Raw genomic sequence first — 21,600 nt, forward strand, 5'->3', positions numbered from 1 at the left:
GGGTCGGCTCGCTGCCACGGTCTGCCGTCCGGTGGCGACCGGGAGCGTGGTCAGTTCCGTGATGCCGCCTCAGGCAGACCGTTGCGCGGTGTCGCCGCTGCGGAGGCGGTCCAACTCGGCGAGGTACATCGCCTGCATGCGGTCATAGTGCCGGACCAGCAGCATGACCTCCTCGACGCTGTAGCCCTGGATGAGCCGCTCCGCCTGCTCGGCGAACCGCTCGTACGGTCGCTCCAACTCGGCGATCCGCTCCGGCCGCAGGGTGACGATCACCCGCCGCCGGTCCGCCGGATCGCGCTCGGCCGTCACGTAGCCCGCCTGCTGGAGCCGGCGGAGCATGCTGGTCACCGCCCCGGTGGTGAGGTTGGTCCGCTCGGCGACCTGCCCTGCGGTGGCGGATCCGACGTCCGCCAGGTAGTCCAGGCACTCCAGGTCGCTCACGGTGAGGCCCAGCCGCTCCGCGATGGCGTACCGGAACACCATGGACAGCCGCGACGTCTCCCGCCCGGCGCGCATGAGATCGGCGATCGCGGACGCACGGGCCGGCTCGTCGGACATGTCCGCAATCATGCCTCCGGTACGGTGACCCGGTGCAGCCGAGGTAACACGCGGGTCAGCACCCAGTGCGGTGCGGTCGCGCCCCCGGTGAGGCGGCGCATCAGCCCGGCGGCGGTGTCGACGGCGCCGAAGGCGTAGGGCACCATCTCGTCCTGGTAGCCGGCGATCGCCTCCTCCACCGGCGTGCCGCTCGCCCGGGCCTCGACCAGCCGGTGGCCGAGCAGGGCGGCGTCGCGGAGCGCGGTGTTGCCGCCGTGAGCGCCGAACGGCGGCATGACGTGCACGGCGTCGCCCATCATCGTCGCCCGGGGCACCGCCCACCGGCGCGGGCGCCGGCCGGTGGCGAAAAGGTTGAGCACCGTGGCGTCCAGTTCGGCCGTGTCGACCAGCCGCCGGATGAGCGGGTGGAAGTCCGCACTCATCCGGGCGGCCAGTTTCCACAGTGCCAGCAGGTTCCCGCGGACGCCGACGGGCACCTCCTCCTGCCGGAGCAGCAGTCCCCACATGACGTAGTCGTCGCCGGTGGGCGCATAGCTGCCCGGGGCCAGGCGCGCGAACGCCTCCCGCGGGCTCTCGCCGAACCGCATCGAGGTGAAGAAGAAGGCGCGGCCCGGCCGGTCGGCGATGGCCAGGACCCCGCTGGTACGCAGCGCGTCCGGGATGACGCTCTCGCCGTTCCGCCGCAGGGGCGACCGGCCGTAGATGCCCGCCATCGAGGTGTTCGCCGGGTCCGCGTCCGGCATGAGCTGCGCGCGCAGCGCCGAGCCGGCGCCGTCCGCGCCCACGACGACGGTTGCCGCGGCCGCCCCGCCGTCGGAGAACCGCAGCCGCAGCCCTGCCGGGCCGCCGCTGTCCACCGCGACGGCGGCCTTGCCGTAGTGGATGCGCCCGCCCAGCCCGGACTGCAGGATCGACCGCAGGGTCAGCCGGTCGACCTGGCGGGTTGCGTGCGGTTCGTCCTTGAAGGTGATGGTGAATGCGTCCCGCAGCCGGCTGTCGGTGAAGCGTAGGCGCCCGCCGGACTCGTCGCCGGTGGTCAGCGCCAGGCGGTACAGCGGGCGGGGCAGGCTCTCGCGCAGCGCCTCCAGCCCGTACCGGTCGAGAATGATCCGGTAGCCCTGCCGCCGGACGAAGGGGCCCGGGTCCCGCTCGTAGACGTGCACGTCGATGCCGGCGCGCATCAGGTACTGGGCGAGGCAGAGGCCGGAGAGGCCGGCGCCAGCGATCGCCACCGAGAAGTCAGTCGATATGCCCATGCGATTATCTTAATGACTAAGATGATTTGGGCAAGGTCGCCGGTCGACCAGAACGTGGCCCCGACGAGCGCAGTATGCCCCGGTCCGCCGAGCCGCCCGGCCGGCCACCTCGGACCGGTCCGCCGGTGTGGCCCGGCGGATGCCGGCACCTGACCCCACCCGACACGACGACCGTCCACTACTCACCTGACAGCCCCGACAGTGAGACTGGTGGCGTGACGGACGTACGTAGGGCGCGGGTTCGCGAGGTACGGGATCGGCTCCGACGTGACGGACCTGTGTGGACGCGCCGCCCCGAACGGGACTTCGAGACCGTGACCCTGCCCGAACGCGACTGCGACCTGCTCCGCGACCTGTTGGTGTCCGAGGGCGTCCAGACGGTCGTGGAGATCGGACTCGCGTACGGCAGCTCCGCACTGGCCATCGGGGAAGCGCTGGTGACCGTCGGCGCACCGCATCCACGGCACATCGTGATCGATCCGTTCCAACAGCAGGCCTTCTCGAACGTCGGCTGGGACCTGCTCTGTTCCGCGGGGCTGGACTCGATCGCCAGACTCGTCGCCGATCCCTCGTCGATCGCCCTGGCACAGCTCGTTCACGACGGCGTCGTCGCGGACGCGGCCTTCGTGGACGGCAGTCACCGGTTCCACGAGGTCTTCGTCGATCTCTACTTCCTCCGCAAGATCGTCCGGCCGGGCGGTCTTGTCGTTCTCGACGACGACTGGACGCCGTCGGTGCGCAAGGCGGTGCGCTACTACGAGCGGAATCTGGGCTGGACACCGATTCCGGACGTCTTCGTCGACGGAACCTTCTGGACCGTCGGGCGCGATCCGGCGGCGGAGGCCGTGCCCCGTTGCCGGGCGGTCAGACTGCCCGACCCGATGATCGAGCCGCCGTTCGAGGAATTCCACCCGTTCTGAACAGCGGATCCGGGGGCGCAGGCTGAGGCAGGTCAGCCGAGCCGGTACTCCCAACCCTCGGCTCGCCACTCGAAGTCGGCGGCGAGCAACTCCCGTACGGTGAATCCGTTGACCACATGCTCCAGGGCCCGGTACGTCGCGAGGTGTCCGATCAGCATGACCCGTCGTCCGGCCCATCTGGTCGGCAGGTCGGCGAGGAGTCCCGCCACCCGCGCAATCGCCTCACCGTGGCTCTCGCCACCGGGGTACCGGCGATCGCAGTGGTCCAGACGATCACGGCTCACCTCGGCGGCAGGCGAACCGTTCCGCGCTCCGAAGTCGCACTCGCGCAGCCGCCAGTCGTACAGGATCGGAATGTCGCTTCCGCCGAACGCGATCTCCGCCGTCTCCGCCGCACGGCGCAGATCCGAGGTGAACACCGCGACGATGCCGTCGTCGCGTCGCCGTCGGCCCAGCTCGGCGGCGTTCGCGCGGCCACGCGCACTGAGGCGGCCGGGCAGCCATCCGGTGGCGATGCCACGCTCGTTGTCCTCGCTCAGGGCATGGGTCTCGAACACGATCTCGACCGACACCGAGTCAGGCTACCGGGCCGGTCCGACCCTCGCCGAGGGTGAGGCCACGACGGGAAGTCGTCGCGGCAGTGCAGCCGGCCCTCGGAGACCGCGACGTTCAACCGGGCGACGACGCCTCCCCGGCCGCCGGGCTCAGAGCTGGCCCACGTCGGTGATCCGGAGCACCGCCGCACCGACCGCGTCGGAGGCGGCGAGATCGACCTCCGCGCTGATGCCCCAGTCGTGGTCGCTGTCCGGGTCGTCGAGGATCTGCCGCACCGTCCACCGGTCGCGCCCCTGCTCGATCATCAGCAGCGCCGGACCCCGGGCCGCCGGTCCGGTGCCGATCTCGTCGTACGCCTCGAAGTACGGCTCCAGCGCCTCGGCCCAGGCATCGGCGTCCCAGCCGTCCTCGGCGTCGAGCCCGCCCAACTCGTCGTACCGGCGCAGGGCGGCCAGTTCGACCCGGCGGAACAGGGCGTTGCGGACCAGTACCCGGAACGCCCGCACGTTCCCGGTGACCGCCGGAGGCTTGTCGTCGACGACCATTGTGGCCGCCTCGCCCGGGTTGCGCAGCCGCTCCCACTCGTCGATCAGGCTGGAGTCGACCTGCCGGACCAGCTCGCCGAGCCACTCGATCAGGTCGATCAGTTCCTCGGTCTTGGCGTCCTCGCGCACGGTCTGCCGCAGCGCCTTGTACGCGTCCGCCAGGTAGCGCAGCACCAGGCCCTCGGAGCGGGACAGCCCGTAGAAGCTGACGTACTCGACGAAGGTCATCGCGCGCTCGTACATGTCCCGGACCACCGACTTCGGGGCGAGCTGGTGGTCGGCCACCCAGGGATGGCCCCGCCGGTACATCTCGTACGCCGCGTCCAGCAGCTCGACCAGCGGCTTCGGATAGGTGACGTCGTCCAGTAGTTCGAGCCGGGCCTCGTACTCGATGCCGTCGGCCTTCATCTGGGCGACCGCCTCGCCCCGGGCCTTGAACTGCTGTGCCGACAACACCTGACGCGGATCGTCCAAAGTAGATTCGATCACCGAGAGTACGTCCAGCGGGTACGTCGGGGACGCCACGTCCAGCAGTTCGATCGCGGCCAGCGCGAGCGGGGAGAGCGGCTGGTTGAGCGCGAAGTCGAGTTGGAGGTCGACGGTCAGCCGTACCCGTCGACCGGCCTCGTCCGGCTCGGCGAGCCGTTCGACCACGCCGCCGGCCAGCAACGCCCGGTAGATGGCGATCGCCCGGCGGATGTGCCGGCGCTGCGCGGCGGCGTCCTCGTGGTTGTCGGTCAGCAGGTGCCGCATCGCCGCGAACGCGTCACCGGGCCGGCTGATCACGTTGAGCAGCATCGCGTGGCTGACGGTGAAGCTGGACGTCAGTGGTTCCGGCTCGGCCTCGACCAGCCGTTCGAAGGTGGGCCGGCCCCAGCCGATCGACCCCTCCGGCGGCTTCTTGCGGACCACCTTGCGGCGCTTCTTCGGGTCGTCGCCCGCCTTCGTCAGCGCCTTCTCGTTGTCGATCACGTGCTCCGGCGCCTGCACCACCACCGTGCCCAGGGTGTCGAAGCCGGCCCGGCCGGCCCGACCGGCGATCTGGTGGAACTCGCGTACCTTGAGCAGCCGGGTCCGGATGCCGTCGTACTTCGACAGGCCGGTGAACAGCACCGTGCGGATCGGCACGTTGATGCCGACGCCGAGGGTGTCGGTGCCACAGATGACCTTGAGCAGCCCGGCCTGGGCCAGCGTCTCGACCAGCCGCCGGTACTTCGGCAGCATCCCCGCGTGGTGCACCCCGATGCCGTGCCGGACCAGCCGGGAGAGGGTACGCCCGAACCCGGCGGTGAACCGGAAGTTGCCGATCGCCTCGGCGATCATGTCCTTCTCGGCCCGGGTGGCGACGTTGACGCTGGTCAGCGCCTGGGCCCGTTCCAGGGCGGCGGCCTGGGTGAAATGTACGACGTAGATCGGCGCCTGGCGGGTGCTGAGCAACTCCTCCAGGGTCTCGTGCAGCGGCGTCATCGCGTACGTGAACATCAGCGGCACGGGCCGCTCCGCGTTCTTCACCAGCGCGGTCGACCGGCCGGTACGCCGGGTCAGGTCGTCGGTGAACCGGGTGACGTCGCCCAGCGTGGCCGACATCAGCACGAACTGCGCCTGCGGCAGCTCGATCAGCGGGACCTGCCAGGCCCAGCCCCGATCCGGCTCGGCGTAGAAGTGGAACTCGTCCATGATCACCATGCCGACGTCGGCCCGCGCGCCGTCGCGCAGCGCGATGTTGGCCAGGATCTCCGCCGTACAGCAGATGATCGGGGCGTCCTCGTTGACGCTCGCGTCGCCGGTCAGCATGCCCACGTTCTCCGCGCCGAACATCTCGCAGAGCGCGAAGAACTTCTCCGAGACCAGTGCCTTGATCGGCGCGGTGTAGAAGCTGATCCGGTCCTCGGCCAGGGCCGCGAAGTGGGCACCGGCGGCGACCAGGCTCTTTCCGGACCCGGTAGGCGTGCTCAGGATGACGTTGGCACCGGAGACGATCTCGATCAACGCCTCTTCCTGGTGCGGATAGAGGGTGAGGCCACGCTCCTGCGCCCAACCGGCGAACGCGTCGAAGAGGGTATCTGGGTCGGCGCTGCCCGGCAGCTGGTCGGTGAGCGTCATAGCCGGTCCATGGTGCCTGGCCCGGACCGGCAACGCCAGTCCGCCGCCCGCCCGATGATCGTTTCGCCTGGGCGCGGGGTCAGCGGCGGTGGAAGATCAGGTCGAGGATCGGCCGGCCGGCGACGGTCCCACGGCGCTCGAACTTCGTCACCGGCCGGTACGCCGGGCGGGGCGCGTAGTCGGCGTACCGGTTCACCAGGCCCGGGTCGGCGTTCAGGGTGCCGAGCATCGACTCGGCGTACTCGGCCCAGTCGGTGGCGCAGTGCAGGGTGCCGCCGCTGACCAACCGGGAGCGGAGCAGGGCGACGTGCGACGGCTGGATCAGCCGCCGCTTGTGATGCCGGGGCTTGGGCCACGGATCGGGGAAGAAGGCGTGCACCGCGTCGAGGGTGTCCGGCGGAAGCAGGTAGCGGACGAGGTCGAGCGCGTCGCCCCGGGCGATCCGGACATTGGTCAGTCCGTGGCGTTCGGTCAGCGCGAGCAGGTTGGCGATGCCCGGCGTGTGCACCTCGACCGCGAGGTAGTCCCGGTCGGGATCGGCGCTGGCCATCGTCGCGGTGGCGTCGCCCATCCCCGAGCCGATCTCCAGAACCACCGGCGCCCGGCGACCGAAGAGGGCGACCAGGTCGATCGGCGCACCCCCGTCCAGCGTGTCCCGGGCCGGCGCGTTCTCGTCCGGGGTGTTTCCGGCCGACGCGCCCTCGTTCGGGGTACGCCCGTCCGGCGTGTCCCCGGTCGGGATGGTGAAGCCGTACCGGGGCCACAGCCGGTCCAGCGCGTCGAGGTGCCGGCCGCTGAGCCGGCCCCGGCGCGGATGGAAGGTGCGGACCCGGGCCAGCCGGTCCGGCGGCGCCAACTGGCCGGTTCGGGCCGAGGGCACCCCGGCGGTCTGCTCACGGCTGGGAAGGGTCACAGAAAAGTGAGCCTACGCCTACGCCCGGATCGGCCGTCGATCCGGCCGAGATCGTCCGACCGGGTGTGCACGGCGCGGCTTGATGAGAAGATTTCTCTGTACGGCAGGCCCCGTGGCCCCGCGCCCGGCCCTGCCGACGGCGCCGGGAGGGGGAACAGTGGCCACGCGTCGACGCGCCGCGATCCTGTGCGGTGCCGTGCTCGCCGTCGGCGGGGTGCTGATCGCGCCCGCCCCGGCCCGAGCCGCCGACGTCTTCGTCCAGGTGAACCCGAGCACGGTCGAGGCCGGGTACATGGTCGGGATCAAGGCCAGTTGCACCAGCAACACCCAGCCGGCCACGGTCGAGTCGGGCGCCTTCGGCACCGTGACCGTACAGCCGCAGGCCGGCTTCCTCACCGCCGTGGCGACCGTGCCGCACAAGACCCGGGCGGACACCTACCGGGTCAGGCTGAGCTGTCCGGACGGCAAGAACGGGTCGACCCAGCTGATGGTGGTCGGCGCCACCCGGCCGAGCCGTGGCCCGGCAACCGGCTTCGGCGGTACGGCAGGAGACGATCCGGGCGGCCTGCTGGTGACCGGTGGACTCGTCACCACGGCGCTCGGGGCCGTGCTGGGGCTGATCGCCCTGCGCCGACGGGCCCGCTCGGCGACGGCCCGCCGGATCTGACCCGGGCTCCCCGCGATGGCCCGCGCCCCGACCGCCCGTCGACCCCGACTCGGCGGCCGCCGTCCGGCGTCGCACCTGCTGCACCCGGCCGCGCGGGGCGGGGCAACCCGCCAGCGCCGGAGCATGATCGGGCCGCTCGCCATCGTCCTGGTGCTGGTCGGGGTCTTCGCCACCGGGGCGGGACTCGGACAGTCCTCGGGCGGGCCGTGGAACTGGCTGGGCAGGAGCCACCGGGAGCCGCCGCGCGAGTTCCCGGTGCTGACGCCGAGCCGACCGGTCAAGCTGGCGATCCCGTCGATCGACGTACGGGCTCCGGTGCACCGGGTCGGGCTCGCCGACGACGGCTCCATCGCCGTACCCGCGCTCGACCGGCACAACGAGGCCGGCTGGTACGAGCGCGGCCCGACCCCCGGCCAGTTCGGTCCGGCGATCATCGTCGGCCACGCGGACACCCGGACCGGCCCGTCGGTCTTCCACGACCTGGTCAAACTCCGGCCCGGTGCCAAGATCGAGGTGACCCGGCAGGACCGCTCGGTGGCGATCTTCGAGGTCAACTCGGTCGAGCACTTCGACAAGGGCAAACTCCCCGTCGAACGGGTGTACGGCGACTACGGGCGCCCGTGGTTGCGCCTGATCACCTGCGGCGGCCGATGGATCGGCGGCGGTACGGGCTACTCCGACAACATCATCGCCTTCGCGTCACTGGTCGACTCCCGGGAACGCTGACCGCCCGGAGCTCGCGTGATCGGCCGGAACTCGCTGACCGGCCGGAACTCGCTGACCGGCCGAGAATTCGCGTGGCCGGCCTAGAAGTCGTCAGTCGGCTGCCGGTCCGGCCTGCTGGACAACCTCGAACTCCAGCAGGGTGGCCCCGGTGGAGACCGGCTTGGGCTGCTCGCCACCCGATCCGCTCTCGGCCGGACCACGGGCGTGCGCCTGCTTGGCCGGTCCGGCCGACCAGGCCTGGTACGCCTCCTCGCTCTCCCACCTCGTGTAGACGAAGTAGCGGCTCTCCCCGCCGACCGGGCGGAGCAGTTCGAAGCCGAGGAATCCGGGGGAGTTCTCGACCGCACCCAGCCGGGCGGCGAACCGGCGCTCCAGTTCCTCGCCGGCACCGGACGGAACCTCGATCGCGTTGATCTTCACAACTGCCATGGCTCCACCCTACGAGCCCGGGTGCGCAGCGGGTGGACGCGTGCCCCCTGGGCTCTCGTGTCCCATCCGGGAGGCACGGAGGGCCGAGTGAGGTGTGAAGTGCCAACGAGGTCCGCCCCGGGGCCGCTGCGAAGGGGAAGCGCAAGCGGACACCGGGGCGAGCCGTTCGCGTGATGAGGCAGGTCAGGGACGGCGCCGGGGCACCCAGTAGAGGAGCTGACCGGTGATCAGCGCGGGGTGCGTGTCGGGCAGTGCTTCCAGTGCGCTGGCGAGGTGGGAGGCGAGGTACATCATCAGCCCGACCCGGTCACCCTTGAAGCCGACCAGCAGGGCCAGGCGGGCCGGCGCGCAGGGCCAGGGGTCCTGGCAGGTCTGACACCGGTACGACGGTGTCGGGCTGTGGCGGCCCGCTGGGTAGCGCCGCTGCGCAGCCCGCCGCATGGACCGGTACCAGCGCTCCTGCGGCCCGATCACGACTACACCCGGCCGGCCCGCTCGTTGTGCCGGGCTCGGTGGAGCCGGCCTCGCGTCAGCGCGCCCGCCCGGCCGATCTTGTGCACCCCGGACGGGGAATTCCAGAGCGGGTGCCGCTGATTGATCCGCGCCCGGAATTCGGCCGGTGCCGGCGGGACGATCGGGTCCAGACGTACCACCTTGGGCACGGGCGACGAGGCTTCCATGCCCGCCCGGTACTCGGCAGCGGTCAACGGCCGGACACAGGGCTCGTACGGCATCGGGACGCGACCGACCGAGTCCGGGCAGGCCCAGCGGAAGCCGCATCGGCAGTACCGCCAGAACCGCCGCCAGTCCCGGCGGTGTCTTGGTCTGGGCCGCAGTAGCCATTTCATGTTGTCCCCTCCTCTGTCGAAATGGGAGCGGGGGAAGCGCCGACGGATCCCCTCCCAGCGCTACCCCCGCGCGCCCCCGCCCGTCCCGGACTTCGCGGGTGTGGGTCCGAGCAGAGCCGCTTGCACTCCACCCTGGACCAGGACGCAGATGGAGCGGAAGATGAATGAAAGAGAGTCCTTATGGAACTTTGCTAGCTGAGCTGGAGTCGGGTGGAGTACGTGAGTGATCTCCGGGAAATCCTCAGAGAACAGCGGAAACAGGCGAAGCTGACCCGTGATCAGGTGGGGTCGGCCGTCGGCCTCAGTGGTGCCTCTATCGCGTCATTCGAGCAGGGCCGGATGATCCCCCAGCCGGACACGGCGAGGCTCCTGGACGAGCTGTTCAAGACCGGCGACGAGATCCAGCGGGCGGCCCAGGAGTCACGGGACGATGCCCGGCCGACCTGGCTGCGCCCCTGGACGGAGCATGAGCAACGCGCCACGATGCTCCGCTGCTTCGAGCACAGCCTGATCCCGGGACTGTTGCAGACCGAGGCTTACACCCGGGTACTGCTGCAAAGTGGCAGGTTGCCGGACGACGTGATCGACCGGACGGTACAGGTTCGGCGGGAACGGCAGGCGGTCACCATCGATCGGCCGAAACCTCCGATGCTGTCTGCCGTCCTCTGTGAAGTGGCCCTGACCTACGGGCCTGCCGACGTCATGAAAGAGCAGCTAGGCCACCTGATCGAGGCGGGCCGCCAGCCCCAGGTGCAAATCCTGATTGTGCCCCGGGTCGCTGGCCTGCATCCTGGCCTGACCGGGGCATTCATGCTCGCGACCCTTCCGGCCCGAGGGCGCGCCGTCTACCTTGACGACCAGCTTCGAGGACGTTCGATAACGGAGGGGGCCGACGTGGACGAGCTGGAGCGGTCCTGGGAGACCATCCAGGGTCTGGCCCTGCCGGTAAGCTTGTCGCGAGACCTGATCATGAAAGCGGTTAACGACCATGACTGAGCCGAACTGGCGCAAGAGCAGCCGCAGCGGCACCAACCAGGGCAACTGCGTGGAGGTTGCCGACAACCTTCCCGGCCGGGTGCTGGTCCGGGACACCAAGGACCGTGACGGCGGCACCCTGGCTTTCGAGCCGGCCGCGTGGCGGGCGTTCGTCGGCCTCGCCAAGCTGCACTGACCGCAGTCCCCGCAGGGCCCTCGGCGTCATGCCGTGGGCCCTTTGTGGCGGCCTCTGGATGTGCGGTGACGCTGCGACGTTAGGCGAAACCGCCGCACCGTCCGGTGCCCCGCGAACCCTCGGCTCGACCCATGCTTCAGGTCAACCTTCATCATCGCCGTCCAGGTCGGCGTCCACCACGATCGGGGCGTGGTCGGACGGGCCCTTGCCCTTGCGGGCCTCGCGGTCGACGTACGCCGAGCGGACACCGTCGGCGAACGAGTCGGTCGCGTACACCAGGTCGATCCGCATGCCCTTGTTCTGGTGGAACATCCCGGCCCGGTAGTCCCAGTACGTGAACGGGTGCGGCCCCTTCATCGGCGTCGGTACGACGTCCGCCAGGCCGAGGGCGCGAAGGTCGGTCAGCGCCTGCCGCTCCGGAGGGGTCACGTGGGTGGAGCCGACGAACAGCGCCGGATCCCACACGTCGGCGTCGGTCGGGGCGACGTTGTAGTCCCCGCTGACCACCAGCGGCCGGCCGGTACGCAGTTCGGCGGCGAGCGCGTCGCGCAGCACCGCCAGCCAGGCCAGCTTGTACTCGTAGTGCGGAGAATCCGGGGTCCGCCCGTTCGGCACGTAGATCGACCAGACCCGTACCCCGGCACAGGTCGCCGAGATCGCCCGGGCCTCCGGTTCCGGAAAGCCGGGTTCGTCGGCGAAACCGACCGCGACGTCGTCGAGCCCGACCCGGGACAGGATGGCCACCCCGTTCCAGCGTCCGTCGCTGTGGCTGGCCACGGTGTAGCCCAGCTCGCCGACCTCGTCGACCGGAAACGCCCCGTCCGGGCACTTCGTCTCCTGGAGGCAGACGACATCGGGTCGGGTGTCGGCGAGCCAGGCCAGCAGCCGGGGCAACCTCGCCTTGACCGAGTTCACGTTCCAGGTCGCCAGACGCATGTGCCCAGCCTGCCGGATCGGGCGCCGCCGCGCTCAGTTGCCCGGCGTGTCCCCCGGCCGGCCCTGCTCGGCGAGGAACCGTTCCAGCTCCGCGCCGAGTTCGTCGGCCGTCGGCAGCGGCCCGGTCTGGTTCGTCAGCAGGTTGGGGCCGCCCCGGCCACGGGTGAAGGCGTCGTACTGCTCCTCCAGCGCGTGGACCAGTGACGTGGCCTCGTCGGTCTGCGCCACCTGGCGGTCGATGTCGAGGCGTACGGCCTCGGCGGAGGTCCGCAGCGTCTCGGTGGGCAGCAGCAGGCCGGTGGCCCGGGACACCGAGGTCAGCAGCAGTTCGGCCGCGCCCGGGTACTCCGTCTGGGCGACGTAGTGCGGCACGTGGACCGCGAAGCCCAGCGCGTCCCGACCCTGCTCCCCGAGCCGGAACTCCAGCAGGTTGCCGGCGCTGCCGGGCACCTGGATGCGCTGTAGCCACGACTCGTAGCCGGTGATCAGGTCCGGGCGGGTGGCGTGTGCGGTCACCCCGATCGGTCGGGTGTGCGGCACGGCCATCGGAATGGCGTTGAGCCCGAGGGTGAGCCGGACTCCGAGCCGCTGGATCAGGCCGGTCAGCGACGCGATGAACCGTTCCCACTGGAAGTCCGGTTCCGGGCCGGAGAGCAGCAGGAACGGCGTTCCGGCGTCGTCGTGCAGCAGGTGCAGCTCCAGCTTCGGCTGCTCGTAGTGCTCCCAGTGGTCCTCGACGAAGATCATCGTCGGCCGCCGGGACCGGTAGTCGAGCAGCTGGTCGACGTCGAAGGTGGCGATCGTCCGGCAGTCGAGCGTCGACGCGAGGTGTTCCCGGGCGAGCCGGGTCGCGTTTCCGGCGTCGACGAAGCCGGAAAGCGCCTGGATCAGCACCGGCTGACCCAGTTCGGGCAGGTCATCGGTGAGCTGGTAGAGCTCGTTCGGGTCGAGCACCGGTCAGGACCTCCTCAACGGGGTACGCCGGGACGCGCCCATGGCGGACGGCGCCCCGATGTAGCAAACGCTGCCGCTATCTTGGTCCATTCCACCGAGCCACTCGGAGACGCCTGCCAGCATCGCCGTCCGGACCTCCGACGGGGCAGCCGAGGCGTCGATGGATTGCCGGGCCAGCGTGGCCAGTTCCTCGTCGGTACAACCCAGTACATTCCGGGCCAGCAGGTACTGGTCGAGCAGGCCCGTACCGAACAGCAGCGGGTCGTCCGTACCGAGCGCCACCGGCACACCGGCGGCCAGCAGGGCGCGCAGCGGGGTCGACGCCAGGTCCGCGGTCACCCCGAACGGCGGGTATGAGCTGGGGCACACCTCCATCGCGACCGACCGGGCGGCGAGCAGTTCGAGGGTCGGCGGATCGGTCGCGGCGGTGAGCCCGTGGCCCACCCGGTGCGCGCCGAGCAGCGTCACGCAGTCGCGGACGTGCCAGGCGGCCTCGTAGAAGCCGCTGTGCGGTACCGCGAGCAACCCGGCGTCGGTCGCCGTCCGGACCGCCGGGACGAAGTCGGTGATCCGGCCGCGCCGCTCGTCGTTGGAGAGCCCGAAGCCGACGACACCGGCCCCGGCGTACCTGGCCGCGATCCGGGCGACCCGCTCGGCCTGTGCCGGCGGTCCGGCCCAACTGGCCGCCAGGATCACTCCGGTACGGCCACCGCCGGCCCCGGCCAGCACCGCCTCCACCACCGGCTCCAGCCCGCCCAGTCGGACGGCGTACGTCGTCGGGTCGACCTGGATCTCCAGCCAGCCCCCGCCCTCGGCGGCGTTGTCGGCGACCGCCTCGGCGACCACCCGGGCAAGATCGTCGGCCGTACGCAGTGCCGCGCGGGCCAGGTCGTACCGGCTCTGGAACGCCGACCAGCCGTGTACGGCGCCGGTCGGCAGCGGGTCGGGCAGCGGCAGCCCGTAGCGATCCGTCAACTCGGTCAGGGTGCTCGCCCGCATCGAGCCGGTCAGGTGCAGGTGCAGGTTCGTCTTGGGCAGCGGGCGGAGTTCTCGCCTCGGTACCGGCCCGGTGACCTGTGCCATGACCCACGGTCTCACGGCACCGCCCGGTTCGGGCAGCGGGTGGGGCACCGATCGGCCGGGTACCGGATCCTCCGATCGGAGGAGGCGTTCGGGGTCGCGTTGGGTGACGGTCGTTTCGAAGGTAGATGCCGGACTGATCCGTAAAACGTGGCTTCCCCGAGATGTCGGTCTCGCCCGGGTTGGCCGGTGCCGCCCACGCCTGCGGGTCGCTGACCGGTTGATCGGTCGACGATTGTGGGCAGGCCCACTCGATGACTCGCCGTAGTCGGGGGTTTGGCTGCCTAGCCTCGTCGGATGCCTGACGACGACCGTTCTGAGACCGTGAACGCCGCCAAGCCCGGCACTGTCCGATCGGCTGAGGCTCCCTCCGCCGACCCGGCATCCCCACCGGAGCGGACCCGACCGACCGCCAGCGTCCTGCTCCGGTCGACCCTCCTGCTCGCCCGGCTCTGGGCTCTCCTCCGAACCGGGGCCGCCCGGCTCCGGCGGGCGATCGAGCCCGGCCTGCTCCGCCTCCGCCGGGCCGTTGAGCCCGGTCTGCTCCGCCTTCGGCGGGCCGTCGCGCCGGGCGTGCTCCGGCTCCGGCGGGCCGTCGCGCCGACGTCGACCCGACTGCGCGCCAGCGGGTCGGTGCTGCGGAGGGCCGTGGCCGGCCTCGCCCGGCCCGCGCTGGTCCGCGCCCGCCGGTTCGCCGCCTTCCGGGCCGCCGAGCGGGTACTGCACCGGACCCTCCGGCTGGCCGCGCCGTGGGCCCGTCGATTCGCCGCCCGCGCCAACCTCCTGGCCGTCCGGGTGGGCCTGCGGACCCCGCACGGCGTACGACGTCCCGCCCGGGTCGCGGTCGCGGCCGGCGTGCTCTGCTGCCTGGGCGCGATCGCCGTGGTCGGCGCGGCCGGCCAGCCGGACAGCCCGACGGGTGCCAGCGCGGCGAACCCGGACGACCGGGTGGCGCTGTCCCGGCCGACCACGTCGCCCGGCGAGGATTCCCCGGACCGTTCGAGCCGGTCGGCCGAGCGTGACCGTCCCGGGGCCGGCGGATCGTCCCGGTCCACCGGGTCGGACCGGAGCGACTCGCCCGACTCGCCGCTGGTCGACGCCGCCCCGGTGGCCGGGCTCTCCGACGTGCAGATGAACAACGCCCGGGCCATCGTGCGGACCGGCCGGGACATGGGCATGCCGCGCCGGGCGCTGGTCATCGGCGTGGCCACCGCGATGCAGGAGAGCAACCTGCTCAACCGGGCCAGCGAGGTGCTGCCGGAATCCAAGCGCTACCCGCACCAGGGGAGCGGCTGGGACCACGACTCGGTCGGCCTGTTCCAGCAGCGCACCAGCAGCGGCTGGGGACCGGTCAACCGGCTGATGGACCCGGCGTACGCGACGGCACGGTTCTTCGACGCCCTGCGGCAGGTGCCCGGTTGGGAACGGATGCGGCTGACCGAGGCGGCGCAGGCGGTGCAGGTTTCGGCGTACCCGGAGCACTACGCCAAGCACGAGGGAGAGGCGGCCCAGGTGGTCGAGGCGCTCGTGCCGTCGCGGCGGTGAACCTGGGGGACATCGACGGGTCGCCGGCTTGATCGGTCCAGCCACCATGGAGGTCGGGACCCGGGCATCTCCGTCGGCCGGTGTGGCGGGACGCCGAATCGGGTAAACCTGATGCAGGACCACCACAGGAGGACCGAGATGGCGTCATTGGTACAGCGGATTCAAATGTTCCTCAGGTCGCCCAAGGGCCGGCAACTCATCGACCGGGGCCGTCGCGAGATGGCCAAGCCGTCGAACCAACATCGGATGCGCCAGATCATGGCCAAGCTACGGGGCCGCCGCTGATCGCGCCGGCGGCCGTCGCGCCGATGGTCCCACCCGAGTCGTCCTCCCACCCAGTTCCGGAGCGTGTTCCGTGACCGAGTCCTTCCCGGCCGGCGGTGAGACCGCCGCGCCGGTTCCGTCGCCCGACGTCCCGTCCCCAACCCCCGGCCCCGGTCCGGCGCCCGGCACCGGTCCGGGCGCGTCGCCCGCGCCGGCTCCCCGTTCGCCCGCGACGGCTCCCCGTCCGGCCGCCGAGGCGGACCGGCTCGGGGGCGGTCGGCCCGGGGACGCCGACCCGCCCGGTTCGGGCGACGGCGCGACATTCGGTCCGGAGGGCTCGGCGGATTCGGACGACCAGGACCCGGCGGCCGTACCGCCCAGCGGGTTGTGGGACCGGATGAAGGCCGATCCGCAGTACGCACCGGAGCACCTCGCGCTAGAGGCGGTACGACGGCTCGGCCCGGAGGCTCAGGCATGGGTCGAGCGGACCCGTGCGAATTCTCCCGACCTGTCGCCGGACGGTGTGGCGGAGGTGGCGATCCGGAAGTTCGTCAACCGGGCACGGCTGTCCGGGGCGATCTCCGGCGCCGCCGGCCTGCCCGGTGCGGTCCTCGACATGGGCGTGCTGGCGTGGACCCAGGCCCGGATGGTCCTGCACGTCGCGGCGGCCTACGGCCATGATCCGCAGCACGCCGACCGGGCCACCGACCTGCTGGTGCTCCAGCGGGTACACAAGATCGCCCAGACCGCGCGGCTGGCGCTCGGGGTGGCCGCCGGCCGGGAGCGGGCGGGCGCGATGCTCGGCCGGTCGGGGACGCCGTTGCGGCAGGCGATGCTGCGGTTGGGCCTCAAACTGGCGCAGATGGCCGGAGTCCGGGCCGCGAAGCGGCTCTTCGCCAAGGCGGTGCCCGGAGCCGCGATCATCCTGGGTACCTGGGCGAACTCGTCGGCGACCAAGGATCTGGCGGCCCGTTCCCAGGAGATGTACCGGCAGCGCCCGGCGATCATGCCGCCGCCACCGGCGACCACGCCACGGTCGTAGCCGATCATCAATGCAGCCGTAGGTGACCCAGTGCGGTCGTAGCCGATCGTTGCAGCCGTCGGCGGCCAGTCTGGCCGTCGGCCGTCAGTCCGCTCGGCCGGCCAGGCCGGACGCCCGCCAGGTCACCTCGGCCAGCTTGTTCTGGCCGGCCACGTTCGGGTGGAAGTAGTCCAGTCGGTTCACCAGGTCAAGGTCGAACCGGACCCGGTGCACCGCGCCGCCGTCGTAGCGGCATCGGGACCCGTAGGCCCGGCAGGCGGCGGAGAGTTGCTGGTTGTAGGCGTCGATCCGGGCCCGGAAGGTCGACCGTCGGGTGCGGTCGGCCGGTGCGGTCGAGGCCGCGTTGGCGAGCAGCGCGGGGCAGACCCGGTCCCGCCAGACCCGGACCACCCGGTCGTTGGTGTGCCCGACCTCCCAGAGCCGGTACAGGTCCGGGATGCTGACCACCAGCACCCGGGCCCGGGGCAAGCCCTTCTTCACCACCGCGAGGCCGCTGTCGAGGCTCTTCCGGAACGCCGAGACGCTGGTCATGTCGTCGATTCCGCCCCGGCAGGCGTCGTTCGCTCCGATCAGTACGGTCACGTAGTCCACCTTGGCCCGTACCGCGTCGGTGGCCTGGCTGGACAGACCCGCGACCCGGGCGCCGCTGACGGCCTCGTTGCGCGCCCTGCCGCGGATCGCCGGGTTGGCCTCCCGCAGCCGCCGGTAGAGGCTCTCCACCCGGACGCCGTCCCCGGTCGACCAGGAATTGCGCTGGCAGGTGGCCAGGGTCAGGCAGGAACCGAAACCGGCGGTGATCGAGTCGCCGAGCGCGGCGATCGAGCTGGGCAGGCCGGGTCGGGGTGACTGGGCCGGGGGATCGGGTTGGCTACCGCCGCCCTGGGCCCCGTCGCAGGCCAGCGCGAAGGCCGCGAGCACGGCGGTGACAGCGGCGGTCCAACGTCTGGGCATGCTTCTCCTGTACGGAGCGGACAGCAATCGCTCCGTAACTTTACGCGGTGCCGTCGTCGCGCAGGAACCCTCGGCGGTGCCTCCGGTGCCCCCGATTCCCGACCTGACGGGAACCGGACAGCCGCTCGGACGACCTCCCACCGAGGCCCTGGCGACGCGTTCCGTCGAGCCCCCGGCTCAGCGACTCCGTACGGGTTGCCCGCCGGTCACCGCGACGAAGTTCTCCGGCCGAATCGTCATGATCACCCGGACCGGTGCGTCGTTGATGTCGTACACGTTGCTGTACCGCTCCTGGAGCGACCGGTAGAAGGACGCCACCTCGTCGTCGTCCTCGACCTTCTCCAGCACGCCACGCACCTCCAGGAAGCGGTACGGGTCCTCGGGGTCGACGATCGAGAGGGCGATCCGGGGATCGTGCTGGAGGTTGCGGAACTTCTGCCGTCGCTTGGTGTGGGTCATCCTGATCCGCTCGCCGTCCCAGGCGAACCACATCACGTTGCTCTGCGGCCCGCCGTCGGGCCGGGCGGTCGCCAGGTGTGCGAAGAGGGGGCGGGCCAGCAGGTCGGCGTGGCTCTCGGGGAGTGTCGGACCAGTCGTCATGGTCTTCTTCTTACCCCACCCGCCGCAGGTTAGCCGACGCCCATACCGGGTAGTTCGGCGAAATGGCCGCGAGACCGCAGCCCCGTGGGGCGAAAGGGACGGTGGGCCGCCCCTACAGCGCGCTGAACCTGCGCCTGGCACTGGCGTCGTTCGGCCTGCTCGTCTGCGTGGTACTCGGTGTGCTGGCAGCCCGGGCCGACCAGCCGGTGCTGGCGGCGATTCTCGGCGTGCTCGCCCTGGTGGCGGTGGTGGACCTGATCGTGGTGCAACGCCGTCGGGCCGCGCGGCGCCGTGAGGACCCGCCGGGGACCCGCCGCTCCCTCTTCGAGTGATCCGCTGCCAGGCCCGCCGATCCCTAGGGAGTACGAGATGTCGATCGCCACCATCGACCCGAGCACGGGTCGGGTGCTCAAGACTTTTGACGAGATGACGGACCAGCAGGTGGAGGACGTACTCGCGCGGGCGGCGGACGGGTTCGACAGGCTGCGTACGACGACCTTCGCCGACCGGGCTCGATGGATGTCCACCGCCGCCGACCTGTTGGAGGTCGACCGCGACGACGTCGCCCGGATGATGACGACGGAGATGGGCAAGACGTACGCCTCGGCCAAGGCCGAAGTGACCAAGTGCGCGATGGCCAGCCGGTACTACGCCGCACACGCCGAGCGGTTCCTCGCCGACGAGCCGGCCGACGCGGCGGCGATCGGTGCCGTCCAGGCGTACAGCCGGTACCACCCGATGGGACCGGTGCTGGCGGTGATGCCGTGGAACTTTCCGCTCTGGCAGGTACTGCGGTTCGCCGCGCCGGCCCTGATGGCCGGCAACGTCGGGCTGCTCAAGCACGCCTCGAACGTGCCGCAGACGGCGCTCTACCTCGACGAGTTGTTCCGGCGGGCCGGGTTCCCGGCCGGTGCCTTCCAGGCCCTGATGATCGAGTCGTCGGCGGTCGAGCGGGTGCTCGCCGACCCCCGGGTCCGGGCCGCGACCCTGACCGGCAGCGAGGGTGCCGGGCGTTCGGTGGCGGCGATCGCCGGACAGCACATCAAGAAGACCGTCCTCGAACTCGGCGGCAGTGATCCGTTCGTGGTGATGCCCTCGGCCGACGTGCAGCGGGCCGCCGAGGTGGCCACCGTCGCCCGGTGCCAGAACAACGGCCAGTCCTGCATCGCCGCGAAGCGGTTCATCGTGCACGACGAGGTCTTCGACGCGTTCGCGGACGCCCTCGTGGCCCGGATGTCGGCACTGCGGATGGGCGACCCGATGGCGGAGGAGACCGACATCGGCCCGTTGGCGACGGAACGGGGCCGCGCCGAGGTCGAGGAGCAGGTCCAGGACGCGGCGCGGCAGGGGGCCAGGGTGCTCTGCGGTGGGCAGCGCCCCGACCGGGACGGCTGGTGGTACCCGCCGACCGTGGTCACCGACCTGACTCCGGCGATGCGGATGTACGCCGAGGAGGTCTTCGGCCCGGTCGCCGGGCTGTACCGGGTGTCGTCGTACGACGAGGCGATCGAGGTGGCCAACGGCACCGACTACGGGCTGGGTTCCAACGCCTGGACCCGGGACCCGGCGGAGCAGGAGCGCTTCGCCACCGACCTCGACGCCGGAATGGTGTTCATCAACGGCATGACCACCTCGTACCCCGAACTGCCGTTCGGCGGGGTGGGCAACTCCGGCTACGGCCGGGAGCTGTCGGCGCAGGGCATCCGGGAGTTCTGCAACCTGAAGGCGGTCTGGGTGGGCGAGGGCGGTGCCACCGGTCCGGGTGCCGGCGCACACAGCGAGTAGGAGTTTTCCGGAAAAGGAACATCAACCGGCGTACCGGGTATTGGCGGCGGCGTCGACGGGGTACGGATGACCGCCATGACGATGTTCGGCATCCACGCATCCCATGAGCAGATCCATCCCGCCGACCTGCTGCGGGCCGTCGTGCGGGCCGAGGAGGCGGGCTTCGACGCGGCGATGTCGTCCGACCACTTCTCGCCGTGGAGTTCCCGGCAGGGGCAGTCCGGCTTCGCCTGGGCCTGGCTCGGCGCCGCGCTCCAGGCGACCTCGCTGCCGCTCGGAGTGGTGAACGCGCCCGGTCAGCGCTACCACCCGGCGATCATCGCGCAGGCGATCGGCACCCTCGCCGCGATGTACCCGGGACGGTTCTGGGCGGCGCTGGGCACTGGTGAGGCGAGTAACGAACACATCACCGGGCAGGGCTGGCCCCGCAAGGAGATCCGGACCGCCCGGCTCCGCGAGTGCGTCGACGTGATCCGGGCACTGCTCGACGGCGAGCAGGTCAGCCACGACGGGCTGGTCACAGTGGACCGTGCCCGGCTGTGGACCCGGCCGGAGCAACCACCGGCGTTGGTGGGGGCCGCCGTCAGCGAATCGACCGCCCGCTGGTGCGCCGAGTGGGCCGACGGGCTCATCACGGTCAACGCGCCACTGCCCCGGCTGCGCCGCATGATCGACGCCTACCGGGAGGCCGGCGGCCGGGGTCGGCTCGCCCTCCAGGTCCACCTGAGCTGGGCGCCGGACCGGGACGAGGCGGCCCGGATCGCGTACGAGCAGTGGCGCAGCAACGTGTTCGAGCCGCCGGTCTGCTGGGATCTGGAGCTGACCGACCACTTCGACACCGTCTCGGCCGTCGTCGCGCCGGACCGGGTCGCCGAGGTGGTCAACATCTCCGCCGACCTGGGCCGGCACGCGCAATGGCTGCGGGAGTACGTCGAACTCGGCTTCGACGAGATCTACCTGCACCACGTCGGGCAGGAGCAGGACGCCTTCATCGACGCGTTCGGCGCCAAGGTCCTGCCCGAGCTGAAGGCGACCGGCGCAGTAGTCGCCGCGACCGGCGACCGGCGAGGTTGATCAGGGCGAGGTTGATCAGCCGGCGGGCGAGGTCGACCAGGCTGCCGGCGAGGTTGAAGCGGGGTGCCGTCGGGTCGGCCGGGCGGGGCTCAGGACAGCCGGCGTTCCAGCAACTGTCCGGGCCAGCGCCGGTCGAGGAGCTGCACGCTGAACGGTTCCGTCGCGGTGAACCCCTGGCGCTCGTAGTAGCGGACCAGGGCACCGTCGTCGCCCGCGTAACAGTCGACGCGCAGCAGCCCGACGCCCCGTTCACGGGCGAGTTCCTCGGCGTGGTCGAGCAGCCGCCCACCGATCCGCCGTCCCGCCTGGGCCCGGTCGGTCACCAGCAGGTTGACGTACAGCTCCGGCTCTCTCGCCCGTGGCACGTGCGGCACGGCGTCACCGACCACGATCGCGCCGACCGGTACGCCGGACTGTTCGGCCAGGTAGAGATCGCCGGCCGTGGCCCACCGCCGGACCTGGGCGATTCGTCGGGGGTTACCGGAGTGCGGCGCGGTACCCCATTGACCGGTACGTCCCCGTGCCACCAGCCAGCGGGTCGCGCCGTCGAGCAGGGAGAGCACCGCGGCGACGTCTCCGGGGCCGCCGGCCCGGATGACGAGCTGATCGGTTGTCACACCGTCCATGTTGACAGATGATCCATCCACCGACACCACTGCGAATTGATCTCAGATCCGG

The 21,600-nt window shown here is 71.4% G+C and carries 24 protein-coding genes; 10 read left to right on the top strand and 14 right to left on the bottom strand.

Annotated features, from left to right (window positions below; all coding sequences use genetic code 11):
• Window positions 1-69: 69 nt before the first annotated feature.
• Both H4W31_RS21840 and H4W31_RS21845 read right to left on the bottom strand, forming a co-directional pair.
• Window positions 70-558, bottom strand: a complete 489-nt coding sequence (locus H4W31_RS21840) for a MarR family transcriptional regulator (RefSeq protein ID WP_225945630.1) — start codon at window positions 556-558, stop codon at window positions 70-72.
• 8 nt (window positions 559-566) lie between these two features.
• Window positions 567-1,814 (bottom strand): FAD-dependent oxidoreductase, encoded by a 1,248-nt coding sequence (locus H4W31_RS21845; RefSeq protein WP_192768351.1) that lies wholly within the window; start codon window positions 1,812-1,814, stop codon window positions 567-569.
• A gap of 215 nt (window positions 1,815-2,029) precedes the next feature.
• Between H4W31_RS21845 and H4W31_RS21850 the strand changes: the two genes are divergently transcribed.
• Window positions 2,030-2,734 (top strand): class I SAM-dependent methyltransferase, encoded by a 705-nt coding sequence (locus H4W31_RS21850; RefSeq protein ID WP_318783334.1) that lies wholly within the window; start codon window positions 2,030-2,032, stop codon window positions 2,732-2,734.
• Window positions 2,735-2,766: 32 nt separating this feature from the next.
• On the opposite strand, the gene H4W31_RS21855 is transcribed toward H4W31_RS21850, so the two are convergent.
• From H4W31_RS21855 to trmB, 3 genes are all read right to left on the bottom strand, one after another.
• A complete protein-coding gene (locus H4W31_RS21855; protein WP_192768353.1) occupies window positions 2,767-3,306 on the bottom strand; it encodes a histidine phosphatase family protein in 540 nt (179 codons plus the stop codon).
• A gap of 132 nt (window positions 3,307-3,438) precedes the next feature.
• On the bottom strand, window positions 3,439-5,937 hold the full coding sequence (locus H4W31_RS21860) for a DEAD/DEAH box helicase (protein ID WP_192768354.1): 2,499 nt from the start codon (window positions 5,935-5,937) through the stop codon (window positions 3,439-3,441).
• 79 nt (window positions 5,938-6,016) lie between these two features.
• Window positions 6,017-6,793: a tRNA (guanosine(46)-N7)-methyltransferase TrmB gene (trmB, locus tag H4W31_RS21865; RefSeq protein WP_192772295.1), complete on the bottom strand. Its 777-nt coding sequence runs from the start codon at window positions 6,791-6,793 to the stop codon at window positions 6,017-6,019.
• 214 nt (window positions 6,794-7,007) lie between these two features.
• Here trmB and H4W31_RS21870 point away from each other — a divergent pair, with 214 nt between their 5' ends.
• A complete protein-coding gene (locus H4W31_RS21870; protein WP_318783335.1) occupies window positions 7,008-7,517 on the top strand; it encodes a hypothetical protein in 510 nt (169 codons plus the stop codon).
• 15 nt (window positions 7,518-7,532) lie between these two features.
• Window positions 7,533-8,243 carry a class F sortase gene (locus H4W31_RS21875; RefSeq protein ID WP_192768355.1) on the top strand — a complete coding sequence of 237 codons (711 nt, stop codon included), beginning with the start codon at window positions 7,533-7,535 and terminating at the stop codon, window positions 8,241-8,243.
• A gap of 90 nt (window positions 8,244-8,333) precedes the next feature.
• Here the strand turns inward: H4W31_RS21875 and H4W31_RS21880 are convergent, their stop codons facing one another.
• The 3 genes from H4W31_RS21880 to H4W31_RS21890 form a co-directional block, all read right to left on the bottom strand.
• Window positions 8,334-8,672, bottom strand: a complete 339-nt coding sequence (locus H4W31_RS21880; RefSeq protein ID WP_192768356.1) for an antibiotic biosynthesis monooxygenase family protein — start codon at window positions 8,670-8,672, stop codon at window positions 8,334-8,336.
• A gap of 183 nt (window positions 8,673-8,855) precedes the next feature.
• Window positions 8,856-9,146 carry a flavin reductase gene (locus H4W31_RS21885; protein WP_192768357.1) on the bottom strand — a complete coding sequence of 97 codons (291 nt, stop codon included), beginning with the start codon at window positions 9,144-9,146 and terminating at the stop codon, window positions 8,856-8,858.
• A 2-nt stretch (window positions 9,147-9,148) separates the two neighbouring features.
• On the bottom strand, window positions 9,149-9,520 hold the full coding sequence (locus H4W31_RS21890) for a hypothetical protein (RefSeq protein ID WP_192768358.1): 372 nt from the start codon (window positions 9,518-9,520) through the stop codon (window positions 9,149-9,151).
• A 210-nt stretch (window positions 9,521-9,730) separates the two neighbouring features.
• On the opposite strand from H4W31_RS21890, the gene H4W31_RS21895 reads away from it, so the two are divergent.
• The gene (locus tag H4W31_RS21895; RefSeq protein ID WP_192768359.1) at window positions 9,731-10,516 is read left to right on the top strand and encodes a helix-turn-helix domain-containing protein; all 786 of its coding nucleotides are present in this window, start codon (window positions 9,731-9,733) and stop codon (window positions 10,514-10,516) included.
• The gene (locus tag H4W31_RS21900; protein ID WP_192768360.1) at window positions 10,509-10,691 is read left to right on the top strand and encodes a DUF397 domain-containing protein; all 183 of its coding nucleotides are present in this window, start codon (window positions 10,509-10,511) and stop codon (window positions 10,689-10,691) included. The genes H4W31_RS21895 and H4W31_RS21900 overlap by 8 nt, the downstream gene beginning before the upstream one ends.
• A 141-nt stretch (window positions 10,692-10,832) precedes the next feature.
• On the opposite strand, the gene H4W31_RS21905 is transcribed toward H4W31_RS21900, so the two are convergent.
• The 3 genes from H4W31_RS21905 to add are packed head-to-tail and all read right to left on the bottom strand — an operon-like array spanning window position 10,833 to window position 13,664.
• Window positions 10,833-11,627: an exodeoxyribonuclease III gene (locus H4W31_RS21905; protein WP_192768361.1), complete on the bottom strand. Its 795-nt coding sequence runs from the start codon at window positions 11,625-11,627 to the stop codon at window positions 10,833-10,835.
• 33 nt (window positions 11,628-11,660) lie between these two features.
• On the bottom strand, window positions 11,661-12,581 hold the full coding sequence (locus tag H4W31_RS21910) for a proteasome assembly chaperone family protein (protein WP_192768362.1): 921 nt from the start codon (window positions 12,579-12,581) through the stop codon (window positions 11,661-11,663).
• A 3-nt stretch (window positions 12,582-12,584) separates the two neighbouring features.
• The gene (add, locus tag H4W31_RS21915; RefSeq protein ID WP_192768363.1) at window positions 12,585-13,664 is read right to left on the bottom strand and encodes an adenosine deaminase; all 1,080 of its coding nucleotides are present in this window, start codon (window positions 13,662-13,664) and stop codon (window positions 12,585-12,587) included.
• A gap of 294 nt (window positions 13,665-13,958) precedes the next feature.
• On the opposite strand from add, the gene H4W31_RS42980 reads away from it, so the two are divergent.
• Both H4W31_RS42980 and H4W31_RS21925 read left to right on the top strand, forming a co-directional pair.
• Window positions 13,959-15,206, top strand: a complete 1,248-nt coding sequence (locus H4W31_RS42980) for a hypothetical protein (RefSeq protein ID WP_225945631.1) — start codon at window positions 13,959-13,961, stop codon at window positions 15,204-15,206.
• A 355-nt stretch (window positions 15,207-15,561) separates the two neighbouring features.
• Window positions 15,562-16,512, top strand: coding sequence for an EcsC family protein (locus H4W31_RS21925; RefSeq protein WP_318783336.1), 951 nt, complete (start codon window positions 15,562-15,564; stop codon window positions 16,510-16,512).
• An 84-nt stretch (window positions 16,513-16,596) separates the two neighbouring features.
• On the opposite strand, the gene H4W31_RS21930 is transcribed toward H4W31_RS21925, so the two are convergent.
• Both H4W31_RS21930 and H4W31_RS21935 read right to left on the bottom strand, forming a co-directional pair.
• Window positions 16,597-17,463 (bottom strand): SGNH/GDSL hydrolase family protein, encoded by an 867-nt coding sequence (locus H4W31_RS21930; protein WP_192768364.1) that lies wholly within the window; start codon window positions 17,461-17,463, stop codon window positions 16,597-16,599.
• Between the two features lie 177 nt (window positions 17,464-17,640).
• Window positions 17,641-18,063 (bottom strand): PPOX class F420-dependent oxidoreductase, encoded by a 423-nt coding sequence (locus tag H4W31_RS21935; RefSeq protein ID WP_192768365.1) that lies wholly within the window; start codon window positions 18,061-18,063, stop codon window positions 17,641-17,643.
• Window positions 18,064-18,125: 62 nt separating this feature from the next.
• On the opposite strand from H4W31_RS21935, the gene H4W31_RS21940 reads away from it, so the two are divergent.
• The 3 genes from H4W31_RS21940 to H4W31_RS21950 all read left to right on the top strand — a co-directional run bounded on the left by H4W31_RS21940 (window position 18,126) and on the right by H4W31_RS21950 (window position 20,922).
• A complete protein-coding gene (locus tag H4W31_RS21940; RefSeq protein ID WP_192768366.1) occupies window positions 18,126-18,395 on the top strand; it encodes a DUF6343 family protein in 270 nt (89 codons plus the stop codon).
• A gap of 37 nt (window positions 18,396-18,432) precedes the next feature.
• Entirely contained in the window at window positions 18,433-19,848 is a 1,416-nt protein-coding gene (locus tag H4W31_RS21945) for an NADP-dependent succinic semialdehyde dehydrogenase (protein WP_192768367.1), read from the top strand.
• A 75-nt stretch (window positions 19,849-19,923) separates the two neighbouring features.
• Window positions 19,924-20,922 carry a TIGR03885 family FMN-dependent LLM class oxidoreductase gene (locus H4W31_RS21950; protein WP_192772299.1) on the top strand — a complete coding sequence of 333 codons (999 nt, stop codon included), beginning with the start codon at window positions 19,924-19,926 and terminating at the stop codon, window positions 20,920-20,922.
• Between the two features lie 89 nt (window positions 20,923-21,011).
• Here the strand turns inward: H4W31_RS21950 and H4W31_RS21955 are convergent, their stop codons facing one another.
• Window positions 21,012-21,539 carry a GNAT family N-acetyltransferase gene (locus H4W31_RS21955; RefSeq protein WP_404825608.1) on the bottom strand — a complete coding sequence of 176 codons (528 nt, stop codon included), beginning with the start codon at window positions 21,537-21,539 and terminating at the stop codon, window positions 21,012-21,014.
• Between the last annotated feature and the right edge of the window lie 61 nt (window positions 21,540-21,600).

This window comes from Plantactinospora soyae, assembly GCF_014874095.1.
GTDB lineage: Bacteria > Actinomycetota > Actinomycetes > Mycobacteriales > Micromonosporaceae > Plantactinospora > Plantactinospora soyae.